The sequence below is a fragment of the Roseateles sp. genome (genome assembly GCF_031397715.1).
GTDB lineage: Bacteria > Pseudomonadota > Gammaproteobacteria > Burkholderiales > Burkholderiaceae_C > Paucibacter_A.
Genome location: NZ_JANNMI010000451.1, coordinates 1 through 18,264, shown reverse-complemented (window position 1 = coordinate 18,264; position 18,264 = coordinate 1). Strand labels below are relative to the sequence as shown.

General features: G+C 60.9%; 22 protein-coding genes and 1 pseudogene. 17 read left to right on the top strand and 6 right to left on the bottom strand.

Going from position 1 to position 18,264, the window contains the following annotated elements:
• Both RMO57_RS19925 and RMO57_RS19920 read right to left on the bottom strand, forming a co-directional pair.
• Nucleotides 1-861: nitrite/sulfite reductase (locus tag RMO57_RS19925; protein ID WP_310389628.1), on the bottom strand; the 861-nt coding region annotated here is incomplete at its 3' end.
• Nucleotides 862-878: 17 nt separating this feature from the next.
• Nucleotides 879-1,646: a sulfite exporter TauE/SafE family protein gene (locus RMO57_RS19920; RefSeq protein WP_310389626.1), complete on the bottom strand. Its 768-nt coding sequence runs from the start codon at nt 1,644-1,646 to the stop codon at nt 879-881.
• Nucleotides 1,647-1,820: 174 nt separating this feature from the next.
• On the opposite strand from RMO57_RS19920, the gene RMO57_RS19915 reads away from it, so the two are divergent.
• Nucleotides 1,821-2,738: an NYN domain-containing protein gene (locus RMO57_RS19915; RefSeq protein WP_310389625.1), complete on the top strand. Its 918-nt coding sequence runs from the start codon at nt 1,821-1,823 to the stop codon at nt 2,736-2,738.
• On the opposite strand, the gene ybiB is transcribed toward RMO57_RS19915, so the two are convergent.
• Nucleotides 2,735-3,664, bottom strand: a complete 930-nt coding sequence (gene ybiB, locus RMO57_RS19910) for a DNA-binding protein YbiB (RefSeq protein ID WP_310389624.1) — start codon at nt 3,662-3,664, stop codon at nt 2,735-2,737. The two genes, RMO57_RS19915 and ybiB, sit on opposite strands and share 4 nt — an antisense overlap.
• Before the next feature lie 78 nt (nt 3,665-3,742).
• On the opposite strand from ybiB, the gene RMO57_RS19905 reads away from it, so the two are divergent.
• The 5 genes from RMO57_RS19905 to RMO57_RS19885 all read left to right on the top strand — a co-directional run bounded on the left by RMO57_RS19905 (nt 3,743) and on the right by RMO57_RS19885 (nt 6,615).
• On the top strand, nt 3,743-4,252 hold the full coding sequence (locus RMO57_RS19905) for a DUF1993 domain-containing protein (protein WP_310389623.1): 510 nt from the start codon (nt 3,743-3,745) through the stop codon (nt 4,250-4,252).
• Nucleotides 4,253-4,370: 118 nt separating this feature from the next.
• Nucleotides 4,371-4,511 (top strand): hypothetical protein, encoded by a 141-nt coding sequence (locus RMO57_RS19900; RefSeq protein ID WP_310389622.1) that lies wholly within the window; start codon nt 4,371-4,373, stop codon nt 4,509-4,511.
• A 254-nt stretch (nt 4,512-4,765) separates the two neighbouring features.
• Complete coding sequence (locus tag RMO57_RS19895) at nt 4,766-5,146, top strand: helix-turn-helix domain-containing protein (RefSeq protein WP_310389620.1); 381 nt, start codon at nt 4,766-4,768, stop codon at nt 5,144-5,146.
• Nucleotide 5,147: 1 nt separating this feature from the next.
• Entirely contained in the window at nt 5,148-5,888 is a 741-nt protein-coding gene (locus RMO57_RS19890) for a HipA domain-containing protein (protein ID WP_310389618.1), read from the top strand.
• Between the two features lie 256 nt (nt 5,889-6,144).
• Complete coding sequence (locus tag RMO57_RS19885) at nt 6,145-6,615, top strand: HipA domain-containing protein (protein ID WP_310389616.1); 471 nt, start codon at nt 6,145-6,147, stop codon at nt 6,613-6,615.
• A 291-nt stretch (nt 6,616-6,906) separates the two neighbouring features.
• Here RMO57_RS19885 and RMO57_RS19880 read toward each other — a convergent pair whose 3' ends face one another.
• Nucleotides 6,907-7,614, bottom strand: coding sequence for a PEP-CTERM sorting domain-containing protein (locus tag RMO57_RS19880; protein ID WP_310389614.1), 708 nt, complete (start codon nt 7,612-7,614; stop codon nt 6,907-6,909).
• A gap of 229 nt (nt 7,615-7,843) precedes the next feature.
• Here RMO57_RS19880 and RMO57_RS19875 point away from each other — a divergent pair, with 229 nt between their 5' ends.
• Both RMO57_RS19875 and ubiE read left to right on the top strand, forming a co-directional pair.
• On the top strand, nt 7,844-8,269 hold the full coding sequence (locus RMO57_RS19875; RefSeq protein WP_310389613.1) for a DUF971 domain-containing protein: 426 nt from the start codon (nt 7,844-7,846) through the stop codon (nt 8,267-8,269).
• A gap of 38 nt (nt 8,270-8,307) precedes the next feature.
• Nucleotides 8,308-9,039 (top strand): bifunctional demethylmenaquinone methyltransferase/2-methoxy-6-polyprenyl-1,4-benzoquinol methylase UbiE, encoded by a 732-nt coding sequence (gene ubiE, locus RMO57_RS19870; RefSeq protein WP_310389611.1) that lies wholly within the window; start codon nt 8,308-8,310, stop codon nt 9,037-9,039.
• 30 nt (nt 9,040-9,069) lie between these two features.
• Here ubiE and RMO57_RS19865 read toward each other — a convergent pair whose 3' ends face one another.
• Both RMO57_RS19865 and RMO57_RS19860 read right to left on the bottom strand, forming a co-directional pair.
• Entirely contained in the window at nt 9,070-9,387 is a 318-nt protein-coding gene (locus tag RMO57_RS19865; protein ID WP_310389609.1) for a type II toxin-antitoxin system RelE/ParE family toxin, read from the bottom strand.
• A gap of 40 nt (nt 9,388-9,427) precedes the next feature.
• Complete coding sequence (locus RMO57_RS19860; RefSeq protein ID WP_310389608.1) at nt 9,428-9,679, bottom strand: type II toxin-antitoxin system Phd/YefM family antitoxin; 252 nt, start codon at nt 9,677-9,679, stop codon at nt 9,428-9,430.
• Nucleotides 9,680-10,610: 931 nt separating this feature from the next.
• On the opposite strand from RMO57_RS19860, the gene RMO57_RS19855 reads away from it, so the two are divergent.
• The 9 genes and pseudogenes from RMO57_RS19855 to gmd form a co-directional block, all read left to right on the top strand.
• Complete coding sequence (locus RMO57_RS19855) at nt 10,611-11,030, top strand: toxin-antitoxin system HicB family antitoxin (RefSeq protein WP_310389607.1); 420 nt, start codon at nt 10,611-10,613, stop codon at nt 11,028-11,030.
• Between the two features lie 602 nt (nt 11,031-11,632).
• The gene (locus tag RMO57_RS19850; RefSeq protein WP_310389605.1) at nt 11,633-12,685 is read left to right on the top strand and encodes an EpsD family peptidyl-prolyl cis-trans isomerase; all 1,053 of its coding nucleotides are present in this window, start codon (nt 11,633-11,635) and stop codon (nt 12,683-12,685) included.
• An 11-nt stretch (nt 12,686-12,696) separates the two neighbouring features.
• On the top strand, nt 12,697-13,344 hold the full coding sequence (locus RMO57_RS19845; RefSeq protein WP_310389603.1) for a polysaccharide biosynthesis/export family protein: 648 nt from the start codon (nt 12,697-12,699) through the stop codon (nt 13,342-13,344).
• 6 nt (nt 13,345-13,350) lie between these two features.
• Nucleotides 13,351-13,560 (top strand): SLBB domain-containing protein, encoded by a 210-nt coding sequence (locus RMO57_RS19840; RefSeq protein WP_310389601.1) that lies wholly within the window; start codon nt 13,351-13,353, stop codon nt 13,558-13,560.
• Nucleotides 13,561-13,569: 9 nt separating this feature from the next.
• Nucleotides 13,570-15,003: a chain length determinant protein EpsF gene (gene epsF, locus RMO57_RS19835; RefSeq protein WP_310389600.1), complete on the top strand. Its 1,434-nt coding sequence runs from the start codon at nt 13,570-13,572 to the stop codon at nt 15,001-15,003.
• Nucleotides 15,004-15,005: 2 nt separating this feature from the next.
• On the top strand, nt 15,006-15,914 hold the full coding sequence (locus RMO57_RS19830) for a polysaccharide biosynthesis tyrosine autokinase (protein WP_310389599.1): 909 nt from the start codon (nt 15,006-15,008) through the stop codon (nt 15,912-15,914).
• Between the two features lie 31 nt (nt 15,915-15,945).
• On the top strand, nt 15,946-16,824 hold the full coding sequence (gene xrtB / locus RMO57_RS19825) for an exosortase B (protein ID WP_310389597.1): 879 nt from the start codon (nt 15,946-15,948) through the stop codon (nt 16,822-16,824).
• Nucleotides 16,821-17,510 carry an exosortase-associated protein EpsI, B-type gene (gene epsI / locus RMO57_RS19820; protein ID WP_310389596.1) on the top strand — a complete coding sequence of 230 codons (690 nt, stop codon included), beginning with the start codon at nt 16,821-16,823 and terminating at the stop codon, nt 17,508-17,510. The genes xrtB and epsI overlap by 4 nt, the downstream gene beginning before the upstream one ends.
• A gap of 21 nt (nt 17,511-17,531) precedes the next feature.
• Nucleotides 17,532-18,197: pseudogene (gmd, locus tag RMO57_RS19815) on the top strand (GDP-mannose 4,6-dehydratase); the annotation flags it as partial.
• Between the last annotated feature and the right edge of the window lie 67 nt (nt 18,198-18,264).

Sequence of the window (18,264 nt, the reverse complement as noted above, 5' to 3'; positions counted from 1 at the left end):
CTGCGGAATCAGGTGCTCCTGCCCACCGACGTCCTGCTCCAGGATCTGCTTGAACTCGGCGTTAACGTCGTCAAAGAAAGCCTGGCCCTCGGCCTTGACCAGGATCTTGATGCGCGCCTTGTAGGCGTTGTCGCGCCGGCCGTAGCGGTTGTAGACCCGCACGATGGCCTCGACAAACACGAGGATCTGCTGCCAGGGCAGGAATTCGCTGATGACCTGGCCGACGATGGGTGTGCGGCCCATGCCGCCGCCGACCAAGACCTTGAAACCCACCTCGCCGGCCGCGTTCTTCAGCAGTTGCAGGCCAATGTCATGCCAGGCAATCGCGGCGCGGTCTTCCGTCGTGCCGGAGATGGCGATCTTGAACTTGCGCGGCAGGAAGGCGAACTCCGGGTGCAGCGTGCTCCACTGACGCAGCACCTCGGCATAGGGGCGCGGGTCGACCAGCTCGTCATGCGCCACACCGGCAAAGCAGTCGCTGGTGATATTGCGGATGCAGTTGCCGCTGGTCTGGATGCCGTGCATGTCCACGGCCGCCAGCCGGTCCATCACATCGGCAGATCGGTCCAGCGGGATCCAGTTGTATTGCAGATTCTGGCGGGTCGTGAAGTGGCCATAGCCGCGGTCGAACTCGCGCGCTATTGCCGCCAGCTGGCGCAGCTGGGCGCTGCTCAGTGCGCCGTAGGGCACGGCCACCCGCAACATCGGCGCGTGGCGTTGCACATACCAGCCGTTTTGCAGACGCAGCGGGCGGAAGTCTTCATCCGGCAAGTTGCCGGCCAAGTGGCGCTCCAGCTGGTCACGGTACTGCGCCGCGCGGGCGTGGACGAATTGGCGGTCAAAGTCGGTGTAGGCGTACATAGTTCTTCGAGATGAATTTAATGGATGACTTTCCAGCCGGCGACTACCAAGGAGCCGCAAAGCAGGCCGCGAATCACACCGTCGGGCAGCCGGCGCGTCAGCTGGGCGCCCAGCCAGATGCCGGGCATGGAGCCGATCAGCAGCGGCAGCAACAAGGGCCAATTGACATTGCCCAGCGTCGCGTGGCCAATGCCGGCGACCAAGGTCAGCGGAACCGCGTGCGCAATGTCGCTGCCGACAATGTAGCGGGCTTCCAGGCGCGGATACAGCAGCAGAATCAGCGTCGCACCGATCGCACCGGCACCGATCGACGACAGCGACACCAACACGCCCAGGATTACACCGCACAGGACCGTCAGCGCCGGCTTGCGCGACTCGGGGATGTAGCGCTCCAGGCGCAAACCCACGGCAGCCCAAGATTTTTTGAAGGCCACCACCAAGGCGGTCAAGAGCAGCGCGATGCCGAGCGAGAAGGTCAGGGTGCTGGCCCAGCCCTTGGTGATGTCGCTCAGATGCATGACGGCCACGGTGGCGATCGAGGCCGGGATGCTGCCGGCCAGCAAGAGGCCGGTCAGCCCCCACTTGACATGGCCGTGGCGCGCATGCGCGACCGAGCCCGACACCTTGGTCAGCGCGGCAAACCACAGGTCGGTGCCGATGGCAACCGCCGGGCTGAGCTTGAAGACCGACAGCAGCAGCGGCGTCATCAAGGAGCCGCCGCCCACGCCGGTGATCCCGACGATGATGCCGACGCCCAAGCCGCTTAACACTGCAATCCAGTCCATGAATCTCCTCGGTCGAGCGGCCATGGTGGCAACCCTAGGGGGCGGACTTTAAGGTTCGGCTATAGATAAGCAAACCATTTGTTCGTAAATTGCTTATGCGGAATTTCGTATATGGCCAGCTTCCGGCTCGCGGTAAGCTCGGCACCCCCGCCTTTGCTGAACGCCACCGTCCCCATGCCCCAATTCCCCAGCTCCCGCGCCGAAGCCACCAAGGTGGCGATCTATTGGGATTTTGAAAATCTCCACGCCGTGCTGGCCAATGCCGCGCATGGCGACAGCGCCTACCGCGACAACCGGCTGAAGTTGCAGCCGGTCTTCGTCGATCTCAAGCCCATCCTCGAATATGCCGCGTCCTTGGGCGACATCATCATCAACCGCGCCTATGGCAACTGGCAGTTTTTTGCCAATTACCGCCATGCCTTGAACGAGGCCGGGGTGGACCTGATCCAGATGTTCCCGCGCGGCTCGAATATGAAGAACAGTGCCGACATCCGCATGGCGCTGGACGCGCTCAGCGATGTGCACAACCACCCGCACCTGACCCATGTGGTGGTGATTTCTTCCGACAGCGACTTCATCAGCCTGGCGCAAAAGGTCAAGCAGGCCGGCCGCTTCATTGCCGGCGTCGGCGTGGCCGGCTACAGCAACCGCTTCTGGACGGTCAGCTGCAACGAGTTCAAGTTCTATCAAAACCTGTTGGCGGCTTCTGCGCCCAGCCCGGTTGAAGGCCAGCCGCTGGAGCTGGAGACTGGGGCTGGCGTTGTGCCGCCTGCGGTTGACGAGGTGGAGTCGGTGGAAGCCGTCGGCTCACCGTCGCTGGAGGACGCCAAGCAGGCCTTGCTGCGCGCGCTCAAGCAACTGGTGGACCGCAACGGCGAGAACTATGTGTCGCGCAGCGCGCTCAAGGTCTTCATCAAGCGCCTGCTGCCCTCGTTTGACGAGCGGGCGCTGGGCTGCGACAACTTCTCGGAGTTCTTGCACCGCTTCCCCGACCTGGTGATCGAGGTCGACGCGATCAGCGGCGGCCATGTGGCCTTCGCCAACCAGCCGGTCGGGCAGGCCGTGACCGCGCCGGAAGAGCCCGCCTCTTAAGTGCTGGCCAGTTGAACCAAGGCCTGCACTTGCTCGGTAATGCGCGGCGGCACGGCCGCGCTGCCGTCCAGCATCGCGCGGATCAGCGCCGCGTTGGCCGCGGCCTCGCAGGCGTCTGACAGCGGCCAGTCGATGTCGTCGGTATCGGCCGGATGCAGATCCGAGCGCTGGCCGTCGGCATAGCCATAGAGCTGGGCCTTGCGGCGCAGATGCGCATAGGCCTCGCCCTCGCTGGCGCGCATCAAGAGGGCGCGCCCACCGTTCGCCGTCAGCCCGGTCAGCCCAGCCAACGCTTGGCCCATGCTGAGCAGGTATTCCGGGTGCGTGACGGCCACCACCCGCACGCTGCGCCCCGGTGCGGCGTCCAGCAGCTTGGCCACGCTGTGGCCGCTATTGCGCACGCCAAGGCGCGGGCGCAAGGCCATCAAGGCGTCTAGCCCGGGGTTCAAGGCGGCCAGCGGCAAGCAGGCCAAACGGCTGCTCAACAACTGTGCGGACGCTGCAGCCACTGAGTCGGCCAAGGGCAAGCCTAAAGCGGCCAGCAAAGCAAACGGGCTCTCGCGGCTGTCGAAATCATGCCGGCCGTGGATCAACACCGGCACACCCTCGCGCGCCAGCAGCAACGCCACCAGCGGCAGCAAATTGGCCTGCTTGCGTGCGCCGTTGAAGGTCGGCAGCAGCACGCAGCGCGGGCCGTCCGGAACCTCGATGTGTGCGGTGCGCGCCTGCATGGCGCGCTCAAAGCCGGCCAGCTCGGTCTCGCGCTCGCCCTTGATGCGCAGCGACAGCAGGATCGCGCCCAGCTCCAGATCGGGCACGGCGCCGTCCAGGATGGCGCCAAACAGCGCCTCGGCCGTGGCCGCGTCCATATTGCGGGCACCTTTGATGCCGCGGCCGATTTCTTTGATGAGGGGGGCAAATTGCATGGCGGCAGTTTAGTGGCGCGCGAAGAAAAAATCGCCTGGCCTGCCAGAATGGCGCTTTTCCATTCAGCGGAACACCCCATGAGCAACCCAATTTTTCAAGCCTCCGTGCCCGTCTTCAAACAGATGCTGGGCGGCTTGTCCGACGTGCTCGCCAAGGCCGAGGCCCATGCGAGCGCCCGCAATATCGACGCCAATGCCTTGCTACAAGCGCGCCTGTTCCCCGATATGTTCGCGTTGATCAAGCAGGTACAAGTGGCCTGTGACTTCGCCAAGGGCGTCTGCGCCCGCTTGGCCGGCGTCGAAGTGCCCGCCGCGGCCGACACCGAGCAGAGCTTCGCCGAGTTGCAGGCGCGCATCCAAACCACGCTGGCCTTCATCGAAGGCTTGAGCGCGGCCCAGTTCGACGGCGCTGGCGACCGCGCCATCGTGACCCGCCCCGGCACGCCCAAAGAGCGCCGTTTCACCGGCCAAGACTATTTGCTGCATTACGGTCTGCCGCAGTTCTTCTTCCACGTCACCACCGCCTATGCCTTGCTGCGCCACAGCGGCGTGGAAGTGGGCAAAAAGGACTATATGGGCGCCTATTGATGACCGGCTGGGCGGCGCATCAGTTCATGGCAAACTCGGGGCGCAGTAAGTCACAAAAGTCAGTTTCAGCAACATAGGCTCCCTATCAAAGTTAGGGGCGCCACAACAGGAGATCGCAATGGCAAAAGGTCAGCAAAAAACCAATAAAGAATCGAAGAAGCCGCGCAAGGACAGCTCCCCTCCAAAGCCGATCTCGCCCGACGCCGTGACGCCGACACGGGTGACTGTGGTGGCCGATCGCAGCAAGAAGACGAAGTAATTTGATGGCGCTGCGGGGTTGAACAAACGAGCATTGCACCGCCCCCAAAAATGGGCTCCTAGGTGGCCCTCAGTGCGGTTCAGTCCCGGAATTTCATCCGAGAGTGTTCATCCTTAAGACCTATCAAGCCGGCTTCTTGCCGGCTTTTTTGTGGCCAACGGCCGCGCAAGCCGCCCATCGCCTGCATTCGATGGGCATTCTGCATGTACCGATAAATTAGTGCAATATTGGTAGTTTTGTACTAGTATATCGGCATGTCAAAAGCTACCAAGGCCATCCAACAGCTGCCCCCGGCCACCTTGGGCGCACTTCAGAAACTGGGCGCCGATCTGGCAGTGGCTCGCTTGCGCCGCAAGGAATCGCTGCGCACCTGGGCCAAGCGCTTGGGAGTTAGCCTCTCCACGCTCCAGCGTCTTGAAGCTGGCGACCCGTCCGTGAGCATCGGCATCGTCGCAAGTGCTTTGTGGCTCATCAACCGCGATGGCGAGTTGGGGAACTTGGCGGCACCGGAGCATGACCTGGGCGCGCTCAATTTGAACGTTCGAGAAGCGGTGGAGCTAGGCCTTGCCCGGGCGCAGGCCTCTGCCGACGCTCGCATGCGCGCAGCAGCCCCCAGCAACAGCACGCAGGACTGATATGCGCCTGGATGACTTGTACCTTTGGTATCTGGGCGACCCAGCGCCGCGCTACGTGGGCGCCTTGAAACTGGTTACCGCCGGCAAGGGCGTCTCGCTGCGCTATGCCCCAGGTTGGCTGGCCCGTGGATTTGTGCTCAGCGAGGACCTGCCTCTGGTGGACATCGAGTTCTCTCCACCCGGGCGACTGAGCGCCAACGCGCCGCGCGCGGTCGGGGCCGTGGATGACGCACGCCCGGACCGCTGGGGTGAGAAAGTCATCCGTTTCATTGACAAGCCCAAACGCATGTCCTTGATGGAGCTGCTTTATTACGCGGGTGACGACCGCTTCGGTGCCTTGGGGGTTTCAACTTCGCCCACCGACTATTGCCCCCGCAAAGGCGGCCCACTGCCGCGCTTGGCGCAAGCCCAAGAACTCAGCGAGGTGGTGGCCAAAATTGAAGCCGGCGATGCTTTGACTGCTCTCGAAGCCAAAATCCTTGAAGGGGGCGGGAGCCCACTGGGTGGCGCCAAGCCAAAGGCGCTCATCGACATCGACGGCGAGCCGTGGGTCATCAAGTTCTTTAACAATGAGTACGTCGATGCGCCGCTCATCGAGCACGCCACCATGACCTTGGCAGCGCAGGCCGGCATCAACGTCGCCCAGACCCAAGTGATTCTTCTAGGAGCCTGTCGGACTTGGGGAGCGGCGGCTGCGAACCGACCGCAGCCGTCCATTTGGCACCGTCTTTTTGCCCCATAGCCGGGCTATGGGGCTGCAAATCCGTCACCAACTGTCCTGGCTGGGGCCGATTCTCGCTTTCGCCGCCCCAAGTCCGACAGGCTCCTAGCCGCCGCGAATGCCGTCGCCATTCGGCGTTTCGACCGTGTGGACGGCCGGCGAATTCACTGCATCTCGGCAGGCACAGCCATCCGGGCAGCCACGCCGGCGGGGAGCGAGCCCGAAATGGGCTACCCGCATCCTGCGCAGAATTGGCGTCAGCCAGGGCGACGCGCATATGGCCGACGCCCAAGAGTTGTTCCGCCGTATGGTGTTCAACATCCTGATCGACAACACCGACGACCATGAAAAGAACCATGCACTCTTGGTGGTGGACCCCGCCGCCAATGGGCGGCTGAGGCTGGCGCCTGCGTATGACGTGCTCCCTACCAACTCCGGTCAGGGCTATCAAGAATTCATCTGCGGGGCGGACGGGCAAGCATCTACGCTGGCCAATGCGATGTCGCAGTGCGACGCGTTTGGCCTGCAGCGGCCCCAAGCCGCCGCGCAAATCGTCCAAGTCATCGAGGTGGTCAACAGCTGGCGCGCGCACTTTGAATCCATCGGGGTTTCGAAAAGTGATTTGGACAGCCTGGCCGAACGCATCGATGGCGAAGAATTGCTGAGCCAGCGCCAGAAGTTTGGCGCGAGCCAGCACCAGGATGCCCCACCTAAGCGAAAGCCAAGCAGCCCATTTCGCAGGGCTTGAGCTGCGGGCAGTAGGGACCCTCTGCAAAACCCCCGTGGGCCGCGGCGGGATCTTTGCGGGATGCTGGCCAAGGCGCGGACTGCCGCCCAGACTCGTGTCTGGGCAAGGGTCGTAACGCCGGTCAGCGCCCGCAAAGGCCCGCCCCGAAGGGTTTGTGAGATAACAGGCCCCCTCGGTCGTTGCAGTACTCGGCAGTCGGGCATAGAGCCCGACCTTCGCACTGCGCCTACGAGTCGGCCTGTTCTCTCGCAAACGCGACCCACGGGGGTTTTGCAGAGGGTCCCTAGGTACTCAGCTCTTGCGTACGTTGGACCGCCGGCGCGACACAAACCCGATCACGCCCAAACCGGCCAGCAGCAAGGCATAGCTGGTCGGCTCCGGCACTGCGGTCACTGGGGGAAGGGCGTTGAAGCGCAACAGGTCTTGGTGATTGGCGTTGCTGAGCTTTTCGATCTGGTACAGATGGGCGCCCTGGTAGGCGGCACCCGCGTCCAAATAGCTGTTCACCTGGCTGACCAGTGAGCCGAAGTTGCTGGTGCTGTCGTTCAGGTTGAAGCCCTGGCCGTCTTTGTCACTGGCCCCTTCGGTGACGCTGAACGCGCCGGCCTTGCTCTCATGCGTCAACTCCCACACAGCCATTTGAAACGCGGCCCGCTCGGTGTGGGTGTCCACCGACGCGTAGTTGGCCGACAGCAGCTTCTGCAGATTGCTGCCTTGGGCTGTGTTGAAGCTGCCGACCTGGTAGGTCTGCAGCGACGTGGAGGTGTACTGAGCCAGCTCGACGCAGTAAGCCGCGAAGCTCTTGCCGTCAGCGCTGGCAAAGTTCAGTAGGCCGGCGGTGATGCCGTCGCGGTTCTTGCCCAGTTGTTCGATGTCAATCGACACGCCGGCGCCCGCAATGCCGGTGTACTTGAGGCTGAGCTCGGCAGCCGACGCGCTTGACGCGGCGGCGACCACAACGATGGAGGCGGCAGCAAAAGCAGAGGTCATTTTTTTCATGGGGTTTTGAGGTGCTGTCAATGTGGTTGAAGCTGCGGACTGTAGGGAGTCGCTCAAACCTGCGCCAGCCCTCAGCCCGCCGCTGTTAGGCGCCCCGTGACCAACTGCACGGCCCAGACGCCAGCGTTTCATTTGGATACAAATTGCGCTTGCGCCGGGGCGGCAGACGGCGCCGCTAAACTCTCAACCTTGCGCAGCAATAGCAGCCTTTACCGCGAGAACCTCTCCCATGGCCGGCCTCAACCCCACCACCCCCACGCCCACCGACATCACCGTGCACCAGCAGTCACGCGTGCTGGAAGTGGCGTTCTCGGACGGCGCGCGCTTTCGCATTCCGTTCGAGCTGATGCGCGTCTACAGCCCGTCGGCCGAAGTCAAGGGCCATGGTCCCGGCCAGGAGACGCTGCAGACCGGCAAGCGCGAAGTGCGTATCACCGCGCTGGAGCCGGTCGGCCATTACGCCGTGCAGCCGCAGTTCTCCGACGGTCACAACACCGGCCTGTACTCCTGGGACTATCTGTACGAGCTGGGCGCCAACGAGGCGCGGTTGTGGCAAGACTACGAAGCCCGCCTGGCCGCAGCCGGCGCTGACCGGGATCAGCCGATGGCGGCGAACAAAGCTGGCGGCGGCGGTAGCGCTTGTGCCAGCCATTGAAGCCGAACTCTCAAACACCCGAATTCGAAAGGCACCCCATGACCAGCACCCATTTCGGCTACAAAACCGTTGACGAAGGCGACAAAGCCGGCCGCGTGCGCGGCGTGTTCGACTCGGTCGCTTCGCGCTACGACGTGATGAACGACCTGATGTCGATGGGCATGCACCGCGCCTGGAAGGCCTACACCGTGGCCGTCGCCAACCTCAAAGCCGGCGAGCGCGTGCTCGACATCGCCGGCGGCACCGGTGACCTGGCGCGCGCCTTTGCCCGCAAGGTCGGCGACAGCGGCATGGTCGTGCACACCGACATCAACGAAGCGATGCTGCGCCAGGGCCGCAACCGCCTGCTTGACGAAGGCCTGATCCTGCCCACCGGCCTATGCGATGCCGAAAAGCTGCCCTTCAAGTCGGCCAGTTTTGATCTCGTCAGCGTCGCCTTCGGCCTGCGCAATATGACCCACAAGGACCAAGCCTTGGCCGAAATGTGCCGCGTCCTCAAGCCCGGTGGCCGCCTGCTGGTGCTGGAGTTCTCCAAGGTCGCCGCGCCCTTGCAAAAACCTTATGACTGGTACTCGTTCAAGATCCTGCCGCGCCTGGGCCAGATGATCGCCGGCGATGCCGACAGCTACCGCTACCTGGCCGAGTCGATCCGCATGCACCCCGGCCAGCAAGAGCTCAAGGCCATGATGAAGACCGCCGGCTTCGGCCATGTCGACGTGCACAACCTCAGCGCGGGCGTGGTGGCGCTGCATGCGGGGATCAAGTGCTGATGGAGTGCTGCGGGTACCACCGCCCGAAAGTTACTTTTTGAGCTTGTCCCGCAGCGCTTTGGAGGCAGCCTCAGCGAGAGCCGACAACCGAGCCATGGCTGACTCGTAAACCACGCCATCCTCGCGCTTGTCGATGGCCACGGCCGTGACCAACAAGTAGCCGTCCTCAACTGAATAGACCAAACGCACACCTTGCTGGAGCAGCTTGATCTTGTAGCAGCCAGCAAGCGGCCCGTGAAGCTCGCCACCGGGGACGTGCGGCATGTCCAGCCTTTTGGCCAACAGCTTCTTGAGGATGGGTTGAACGGAGCCATCCAGTCGGTGCCACTCCTCCAGCGCTTCGGGCATGAAGCGCAATTTGCACTTGTGCTCGGCCTTGATCTCGTCCTTAGAGATCGTCAATGTCCACCTCGATGGCGCGCGCCTTGTCTGCCAAACGGCTGGCAGCCTTACGGTAGAGATCCTGGTCCGCGAGTTCCTCCAGCATGGCTTCAAAAAGCAGCGGTTCAACCATGTAAAACGCAGCTCGGTTGTGATTGAGTACAGCAACCGGGCGGTTGTTGGCCTCCCTCAGCACGGCGGCCGGGTTCTTCTTGAACTCGGACATGCTCACGGCTACGTCAGCGAGGATGGTTTCCATAATTAGCTCCGTATTGAGAGCCGAAGATAGCTACGTTCCAGTCGCCTCTCAAGCAAGCGACCGTAAGCCGACGATTGGAATCAAACAGAAGCTCACAAAGGTCACGAAGGCATACGAAACCCGAAGGCAGAGAATTCCTTTTCGTCCTTGCATTCCTTTGCGCTCTTCGTGTCCTTCTGTTCAAAGATTCCAGCAGTACGAAAGCCTCAATCCCCGGCCGTCTCGGGCACTGACCGCCGCTGCAGGCAGCCTACTTGTTTGACCTAAAAAGCCTGCACGGCGTGGGCGCTTTGCGCGTGCTGTTTCATATTTGTTCTTGGTGCCAAGTATCTCCAGCAGTATCATTTGGGTGTGAATACCGCCACCAAGCTGCTGCAAGCCATGCGCAACAACCCCCGCGACTGGCCGATGGATCAAGTGCTGAGCGTGGCGCAGCGTTACGGTTTTGAGGTTCGAAACAACGGCGGCAGCCACCATGTGCGTCAGGGATGCTCTGCACAACTCCTCGCGGCGTGTGCTAGGGCGGCCTCGGGCGGTCTGCGGCGTTGCATTTCTTGCCAATAGCTACGGCTATTGGCTGCAAAACGCGCCTTGCAGCCCATCCCGATCCGCACTGCACCCACTCGCGCTGAGTTGTGCAGAGCATCCTTCGCACCCTGACTTGGCTGAATCGCTGACGGTGCCGGCGCACCGGCCGATTAAGAACTTGGCCGTAAATAGGCGGGTCAGAGGATGGCGAGACGATTTGAGCGCAGAGCAAGGCGCAGACCGGAGCGATACCCGTAGGTATCGCGAGGATCTGCAACGCAGCCATGCGTTCAAAGCGGCCGGCAGCCGACCCCGACTATTTACGGATAAGTTCTAAGCCCATCTACATCAGGCGCCTGCTGCAGTTGATTGACCAAGTGAAAGATAAGAAGGAGCCCATGCCATGAAAGCCACCGCCAGCAAGACCGTCCCCCGGGCCACACCGCCCCACGCGTTCGAGGCATACAGCCATGTGGTGAGCCCGCTGAGCGCGGAGGACGGCGGCGGCTTTGTGTTCGCCATGCCTGACTTCCCGGGCCTGCTGGCCGATGGTCCCAGTGTCGACGCGGCAGTAGCAGACGGCCGGGAGGCTTTTCTGGCCCTTATCAGCGCCATGGTGGATATGGGCCGCAGCGTGCCCGCGCCGACGCTGATGGCCAGCGACTTTTCGTCCGCCAATGCCTCAGGCAAGTTCGTCACCCGCGTGCCGCGCTCGCTGCACCAGCGTCTAACGACACGGGCACGGGCCGAGGGTGTGTCGCTCAACGCCTTGGTGATGGTGCTCATCGCCGAAGGGTTGGGGCGGCGCGAAGAACGCGCTTGATTTGCTCGCGAGCACAGGCTCCTAGGCGCCAGAACAGTCGTCGCCTCCGTTTTTCGCGGATGATCCGCGCTGGAGAGACATTGCATGACCAGAAGCCGATTTCAGACCAATCGTCCGCCCAGCGCCCCATTGCCTTCATCCCTTCCATCCCCTCCATCCCGGCCAAAAAATTCTTCCAAGGTCTATCAAATCGATACGGCTCACGCAAACAAGAAAATCTAGCCAGGATGAAGGGGATGCAGGGGATGGGCGCAGATCTGGCACCTCAGGGTCAAGGACCAGAATTCAGCTCAGCGACATCTTCGCCAAGCTTCCCATCCAGGCATGGCTGGCCAATACAACTAAATCGCACCCCCCCAAACCAATGCCCCAATGCCTAAGCTGCCCCAGAACGGGCCATTGCAAGCCCGCCGCATCCGGGTAAACCGTAGGCATTCCGACCGGGATTTACCCCTGCAGCAGGGTGAATTGTCATTTTCCAAAGCTACACTCGCTCGTCCTAAAAGGGCTAGCTGTGTGTTGCGTTGCAGCAAAGAAAATTTTTACCGAAGTGCCGGGGCCGGCACCTCATGTGGACGAGAACGAACAAGGGTGAACAAGTCATGAAGCTGAAGACGACTCAACAACAAGAACTCCTGGCCACAAGCAAGTCCTCGCACAGCGCGCCGCGGCTTGCCGCCCTGGTCGCCGCCGTGGCCACGGTCGTCTTGCTGGCCGCTTGCGGCGGCGGCGATAAGCCCGAAAAAGCCTTGCAGACCGCGGCCAAGGTCAACAAAGAAGAAATCACCGTCCACCAGATCAACTTCGTGCTGCAGCGCCAACAAGGCCTCAAGCCCGAGCAAGCCGAAGCCGCCTCCAAGCAAGTGCTGGAGCGCCTGATCGAGCAAGAGCTCGCCGTGCAAAAGGGCCAAGAGCTCAAAATCGACCGCGACCCCAAGGTGGTGCAGCAGATCGAAGCCGCCAAGCGCGAAATCATTGCCCGCGCCTATGTGGAGCGCATCGGCGAGTCGATCTCCAAGCCCACCGCTGAAGAAGTCAGCAAGTACTACAACGAAAAGCCCGCGCTGTTCAAGGAGCGCCGCATCTTCAGCCTGCAAGAGCTGGCCATCGAGGCCACGCCGGAGCAGGTCCCAGTCATCCGCGAAAAGCTGCAGTCCGCCAAAAGCATGGCCGAATTTGCTGAGTTCTTGAAGGCGAGCAATATCCGCTTCAACGGCAACCAAGCCGTGCGCGCCGCCGAGCAGCTGCCGCTGGCCGGCCTCGACGCCATCTCCCGCATGAAAGACGGCGACTCCGCCGTCACCCAAACCCCCACCGGCATGACCGTCTTGTTCTTGGTCGGCTCGCGCAGCCAGCCGGTTGACGAAGCCCGCGCCAAGCCCGCGATCGAAGCCTTCCTGGGCAACCAGCGCAAGTCCGAACAAGTGCAAAAAGACATCAAGGCGCTGCGTGAAGCCGCCAAGATCGAATACGTCGGCAAGTTCAAGGAAGGTGCACCGGGCACTGCCGGCGCCGCTTCGGCACCCGCCGCCACTGCGGCCACTGGCGACGCCCCCGCCGCAACGGCAAACACAGCGCCAGCGCCAGCCCCGGTGGCTCCAGCCGCCAGCGGCCTTGACGCCAGCGCCATCTCCAAAGGCATGGGCCTGAAGTGATGATGGCCGCCATGAAGAACAACCCCAAGATCAAGACGACGATGGCAAAGCAAACCTTGTTGGCTTGTGCGCTGATGATGGGCGCGCAGGCCTTGCTGCTGACGCCCGCCGTCGCGCAAGCGCCAGTTGCCGCGCCCGCCGCCTCAGCCGAATACCGGCTGGGTGCCGGCGACGTGATGCGCATCTCGGTCTACCAAAACCCCGACCTGACGCTGGAGACACGCGTCTCCGAGAACAACGTCGTCTCTTTCCCCTTGCTGGGCAGCATCAAGGTCGGTGGCCTCAGCGTCACGCAAGCCGAGCAGCTGATCACCGACGGGCTCAAAAAGGGCAACTTCGTCAAGAACCCGCAAGTCACCATCGTGGTGCTGCAGGTCAAGGGCAACCAGGCCAGCGTGCTCGGCCAGGTCAACCGCCCGGGCCGCTACCCGATTGAGACGGCCGACATGCGCCTGACCGACCTGATCGCCAACGCCGGCGGTGTGGTCAGTGGTGCCGGCGCCGAGACGCTGATCCTCACCGGCAAGCGCGCCGGCCAGCCCTACCGCGCCGAAATTGACTTGCCCGGCATCTTCGCTGTGGGTGGTGGCGCGCAAGACGTGTTCATCCAGAACGGCGACGTGGTCTGGGTTGACCGTGCGCCGATGGTTTACATCTAAGGCGAAGTGCAGCGCCCCGGCCCGATGCGCCTGGAGCGCGGCATGACGCTGATGCAAAGCCTGGCCACGGGTGGCGGCATCACCCAGCGCGGTACCGAAAAAGGTATTCGCGTGCACCGCAAGGGCGCCGACGGCAAGGTCGAAATTGTTCAACTCCCGATGGATGAGAGTTTGAAAGATGGCGACGTTGTGTATGTCAAAGAGAGTTTGTTCTAAGGATTCGGTATGACATTCGGACAGTTTATTGCTATTTTTTTGGCGCGTTGGAAAATTGCTGCTGCGGTATTCTTGGTTCTGATTGGTGCAACACTCATTGCGAGCTTGCTATCTCCAAAGAAATACACAGCAGTAGCCTCGGTTGTTATAGATGCCAAGCCAGATCCGCTGAGTGCAATGATGTACGGTGGTGGAGTAAACCCCAGCCTCATTGCTACCCAAATTGACGTAATCACGAGCGATCGAGTTGCTTATAAGGTCGTGCGTAATTTGAAGCTGGCCGAGAATCCAACAATTATTGAGCAATGGAAGCAAGAAACCGAAGGCCTAGGTTCGATCGAGCAATGGTTAGGCCAGTCCTTTCAAAAGAATCTGGATGTCAAACCTTCTCGCGAATCGAATGTTATCAGCGTCGCTTACAAAGCCCCTGACCCACGTTTTGCTGCTGGTTTGGCCAATGCTTTCGTGCAAGCTTATCTCGAAACCAATATCGAGTTGCGCGTAGATCCGGCCAAGCAGTATTCAAGCTTTTTCGAAACTCGCGCCAAAGAAGCGCGCGAGGTAGTCGAGAAAGCTCAGGCGCAATTGTCTGAATATCAAAAGGAAAAGGGCATCATCGCCTCTGACGAGCGCCTGGACGTTGAGAACGCCAGGCTGAATGAGTTGTCGAGCCAGTTGGTTGGCCTTCAAGCGCTAGCCAGTGATTCCGGTAGCAGGCAGTCTGCTGCTAGAGGTGGTTCTAGCGACCGGATGCAAGAAGTGCTGAGCAATCCCTTGATTGCAGGTTTGAAGGCAGACCAAGCCAGACTCGACGCCAGAATGGAGGAGCTGAATTCCAAATACGGTGTCAATCACCCCCAGGTGCAAGAAGCCAAGGCCAACGCCACAGAGTTGCGCAAGCGCATTGAGCTTGAAACTGCCAAAGTAACCAGCAGTTTGGGCGTTGCAAACTCGATCAATCAACAACGGGTGGCCGAATTGCGCGCCTCGTTGGAGGCGCAACGCAACAAGGTGCTGCAGATGAAGGCAGTGCGGGACGAAGGCTCAGTCATGATGCGCGACGTTGAAAGTGCGCAGCGGACCTATGACTTGATTTTGCAGCGCTTGAACCAGTCAAACCTGGAAAGCCAAGTGACCCAAAGCAATGTAGCCGTGCTGACGCCTGCTAGCCCACCTTCCGATCCAACCTCGCCTCGCTTGGTTCTGAACATGTTGGTGGCCGTGTTTGCTGGCACTCTTCTGGCGGTAGGCACTGCCATCGTGCTTGAGTTGTTCGACCGCAGGATTCGCAGTGCTGAAGACGTAGTTTTGGCCGTGGGCCTGCCCATCATTGGTGTGATGCCGCGCCCTGAGGCCAAGCGCCTCTTTGGCCGCACGGTGAAGGCCAACCTGATGCAGCGTAACCTGCTCGGCCAAAGTTCGAGCGTGGCCAAGAGTGCCTGAATATGAGTGACTATCAATCCGAGGATGCCGCGATCGTGAGTGCAGAACAGTCCACCCAAACTGGCGGTCAAAGCCTTAAAGATCGCTCCATCGGCGACATCATTCGCGATGCTCGCAGCCTCAGCGCTGCCGAAGTCGAAAAGGTCCTTGTTTACCAGCGTGAAAAGGGTGTCCGCTTCGGCGAAGCTGCGGTTGCGCTTGGTTTGGCCAGTGAAGACGACGTATTGAACGCGCTGGCCCAGCAATTTCACTACCCGTTAGCGACAGCGGAGAGGCGGGTCTCCAGCCCCGAGTTGGTAACATTGAATCATCCGTTCTCTGTGCAAGCGGAAGCGATTCGCGCGGCGCGCAGCCAAGTCACCATGCACTTGCACGGTACCGGAGAGGCTCGCACTGCGCTCGCCGTGATCAGCCCCGAACATGGAGACGGCAAAACTTATTTCGCCGCCAATTTGGCAGTTTCTCTGGCCCAGTTGGGCGGCCGCACGCTCTTGGTGGACGCTGATTTGCGCAGCCCTCGCCAGCATGAAGTGTTCTGTGTTTCCAACACCGCAGGCCTGTCCAACGTGCTGTCCGGCCGCGCTGAAGCGCAGGTTATTCAGACAGTTGAAGGGGTGCCTGGCTTGTTCGTGTTGCCCGGCGGCTCGATTCCCCCCAACCCGCTTGAGTTGATCGAGCGCCCCGCATTTGGCCTCTTGATGCGAGAGTTGTGCGCCAAGTTCGACCACGTCATTGTGGATACGGCCGCCGCTAGTGTGGGTGCTGATGCCTGCATGGTGGCATCCAAGTGCGGTGCCGCCATCGTCTTGACCCGCAAGAACGAGAGCAAGTACGAGGCGCTGCAAGACTTGGTAGCCAGCCTGTCGGGTAGTGCCGTGCGTGTACTCGGCGCGGTCATGAACGAGTATTGAAACTGCCCATCGTTCCTAAAGCGCCAAATCAATGTCTGCCACTCAATCGCCCGCCTGGCTGCCTCGCGGCCTAGATATTCCTGCTCTGCTGCTGATCAGTGCGGCGCTGCTCTATATGTTTGGGCCCGTGTACAAGGCCCTCAGCAGCACTATCTGGGCGACCGATGAACAGGGCCACGGACCTATCATCTTTGCCATCAGCGTTTGGTTGCTGTTCAGCGCCCGGCACACCTTGGCCGAACTGCAATCTAAAGCAGCGCCGGTAGCGGGTTACGCCATCGTTGTTTTTGCATGCCTGATGTTTGTGGCCGGTGTGTCGCAAGACATTTGGATCTTTGTAATGACCGCCCAGATCCTCTTGCTCGCCGGCATCACGCTGGTGTTCAAAGGCTGGGCCGGTCTGCGCTTGATTTGGTTTCCATTGTTTTTCATGCTCTTCATGGTGCCCTTGCCAGAGGCTTTAGTTGCTTCAGTCACAGCACCGCTGAAGATGGCGGTCTCCTATGTGGCCAGCGGCCTTTTGTACAACATGGGTTACCCCGTCGGGCGCACGGGGGTGATGCTCACCGTCGGGCAATATCAGCTGTTGGTCGCCGATGCTTGCGCAGGTTTGAACTCGATGTTCACGCTGGAAGCGCTTGGAATGCTGTACATGAACCTGATGAAGTACACCTCGGCGGCGCGCAATATCACCTTGGCGATTGTTTTGGTGCCGATTGCCTTCATCGCCAATATTTGCCGCGTGATGATATTGGTGTTGGTAACTTATTATTTTGGCGACGAAGCCGGGCAAGGGTTTGTCCACGGGTTCGCCGGTATGGTTTTGTTTATGTTGGCCTTGGTATTGATGCTATTGACGGACAAGTTCTTGGGCTTGTTTTTCGACAACAGCCGGGGGCAGCAGCAATGAACCGCCTACGTTGGCACGGCCTTGCGCTGGCGATATTGGTAAGTCTGGCCGCTACCCTTGGCCCGATGGCCAAGCCCAGCATCCATTTGGCTGAACAGCAACAAAAGCTTGATCTAGAGAAAGTTTTCCCTGCTGTTATCGGCGCATGGAAGCTTGATACCAATCTGCCCGTCGGCATCATTTCGCCCGATGTCGAGGCAATGTTGAAGAAGCTCTACGCCCAAACGTTGAGCCGCACCTATATCGGCCCGGACGGCTCAAGAATCATGTTGTCGGTGGCCTACGGCGGCGACCAGTCTGATGCAACACGCTCGCACCGCCCGGATGTTTGCTACCCAGCCCAAGGCTTCCAAATCAATTCGGCCAGCTCAGGCGTGGTTGCCGTGCAGACCGGTGAACTGCCGGTACGGCGCATGGTTGCCCAACTGGGTTCGCGGGTTGAACCAGTGACCTTTTGGTTCACGGTCGGGGAATACACCGCAGTGTCCGGCCAAGATCAAAAAATAATGCAACTGAAATACGGGCTGCGCGGCATCGTGCCCGATGGCATGTTGGTGCGGGTGTCAAGCATAGGCAAAGATGACGCCGCCGAGTTCAAGCTGCAGGCTCAGTTCATTGCAGACATGAAGCAGTCCATGGACGCCACAGTCCGGCCGCGCGTATTCGGCAGTAAATTGAGTAGTTGAAGCAGGGATGAAAGTCGAAACATGAGTTCAAAAAAAGTTGCATTGATCACCGGCGTAACCGGACAAGACGGCGCCTATCTGGCCGAGTTGCTGCTCTCCAAGGGCTATGACGTTCACGGCATCAAGCGCCGTTCGTCGTCGTTCAACACCGACCGGATCGACCACCTCTATCAAGATCCCCACGTCGACAAAAAGAACTTCACCCTGCACTACGGTGACCTGACCGACAGCAGCAACCTGATCCGCATCATTCAGCAGGTGCAGCCGGACGAGATCTACAACCTTGGCGCGATGAGCCATGTGGCCGTCAGCTTCGAGAGCCCCGAGTACACGGCCGATGCCGACGGCATGGGCACGCTGCGCATATTGGAAGCGATCCGCATCCTGGGCCTCGAGAAGAAGACGCGCTTTTATCAGGCCTCCACCTCCGAGCTGTACGGCCTGGTGCAAGAAATCCCTCAGAAGGAAACCACCCCTTTCTACCCACGCAGCCCCTACGCGGTGGCCAAGATGTACGCCTACTGGATCACGGTCAACTACCGCGAGGCCTACGGCATCTACGCCTGCAACGGCATCTTGTTCAACCACGAGAGTCCCTTGCGCGGCGAGACCTTTGTGACTCGCAAGATCACCCGCGCGGTGTCGCGTATCGCTTTGGGCCTGCAAGACTGCCTGTACCTGGGTCACGGGCTGATCGGTGCTGACTGACTCGCCCATCGCCCAGGTCATGGCGTCGTGCGACGCGGCGTGGCCG

Coding starts and splice junctions, on each gene's coding strand:
- RMO57_RS19855 (WP_310389607.1), top strand. CDS start 10,611: ATGAAAGCCACCGCCAGCAAGACCGTCCCCCGGGCCACACCGCCCCAC.
- RMO57_RS19860 (WP_310389608.1), bottom strand. CDS start 9,679: ATGGAAACCATCCTCGCTGACGTAGCCGTGAGCATGTCCGAGTTCAAG.
- RMO57_RS19915 (WP_310389625.1), top strand. CDS start 1,821: ATGCCCCAATTCCCCAGCTCCCGCGCCGAAGCCACCAAGGTGGCGATC.
- epsF (WP_310389600.1), top strand. CDS start 13,570: ATGACATTCGGACAGTTTATTGCTATTTTTTTGGCGCGTTGGAAAATT.
- RMO57_RS19875 (WP_310389613.1), top strand. CDS start 7,844: ATGGCCGGCCTCAACCCCACCACCCCCACGCCCACCGACATCACCGTG.
- ubiE (WP_310389611.1), top strand. CDS start 8,308: ATGACCAGCACCCATTTCGGCTACAAAACCGTTGACGAAGGCGACAAA.
- RMO57_RS19900 (WP_310389622.1), top strand. CDS start 4,371: ATGGCAAAAGGTCAGCAAAAAACCAATAAAGAATCGAAGAAGCCGCGC.
- RMO57_RS19845 (WP_310389603.1), top strand. CDS start 12,697: ATGAAGAACAACCCCAAGATCAAGACGACGATGGCAAAGCAAACCTTG.
- RMO57_RS19885 (WP_310389616.1), top strand. CDS start 6,145: ATGGCCGACGCCCAAGAGTTGTTCCGCCGTATGGTGTTCAACATCCTG.
- epsI (WP_310389596.1), top strand. CDS start 16,821: ATGAACCGCCTACGTTGGCACGGCCTTGCGCTGGCGATATTGGTAAGT.
- ybiB (WP_310389624.1), bottom strand. CDS start 3,664: ATGCAATTTGCCCCCCTCATCAAAGAAATCGGCCGCGGCATCAAAGGT.
- RMO57_RS19880 (WP_310389614.1), bottom strand. CDS start 7,614: ATGAAAAAAATGACCTCTGCTTTTGCTGCCGCCTCCATCGTTGTGGTC.
- RMO57_RS19830 (WP_310389599.1), top strand. CDS start 15,006: ATGAGTGACTATCAATCCGAGGATGCCGCGATCGTGAGTGCAGAACAG.
- RMO57_RS19890 (WP_310389618.1), top strand. CDS start 5,148: ATGCGCCTGGATGACTTGTACCTTTGGTATCTGGGCGACCCAGCGCCG.
- RMO57_RS19905 (WP_310389623.1), top strand. CDS start 3,743: ATGAGCAACCCAATTTTTCAAGCCTCCGTGCCCGTCTTCAAACAGATG.
- RMO57_RS19865 (WP_310389609.1), bottom strand. CDS start 9,387: ATGCCCGAAGCGCTGGAGGAGTGGCACCGACTGGATGGCTCCGTTCAA.
- RMO57_RS19920 (WP_310389626.1), bottom strand. CDS start 1,646: ATGGACTGGATTGCAGTGTTAAGCGGCTTGGGCGTCGGCATCATCGTC.
- RMO57_RS19895 (WP_310389620.1), top strand. CDS start 4,766: ATGTCAAAAGCTACCAAGGCCATCCAACAGCTGCCCCCGGCCACCTTG.
- xrtB (WP_310389597.1), top strand. CDS start 15,946: ATGTCTGCCACTCAATCGCCCGCCTGGCTGCCTCGCGGCCTAGATATT.
- RMO57_RS19850 (WP_310389605.1), top strand. CDS start 11,633: ATGAAGCTGAAGACGACTCAACAACAAGAACTCCTGGCCACAAGCAAG.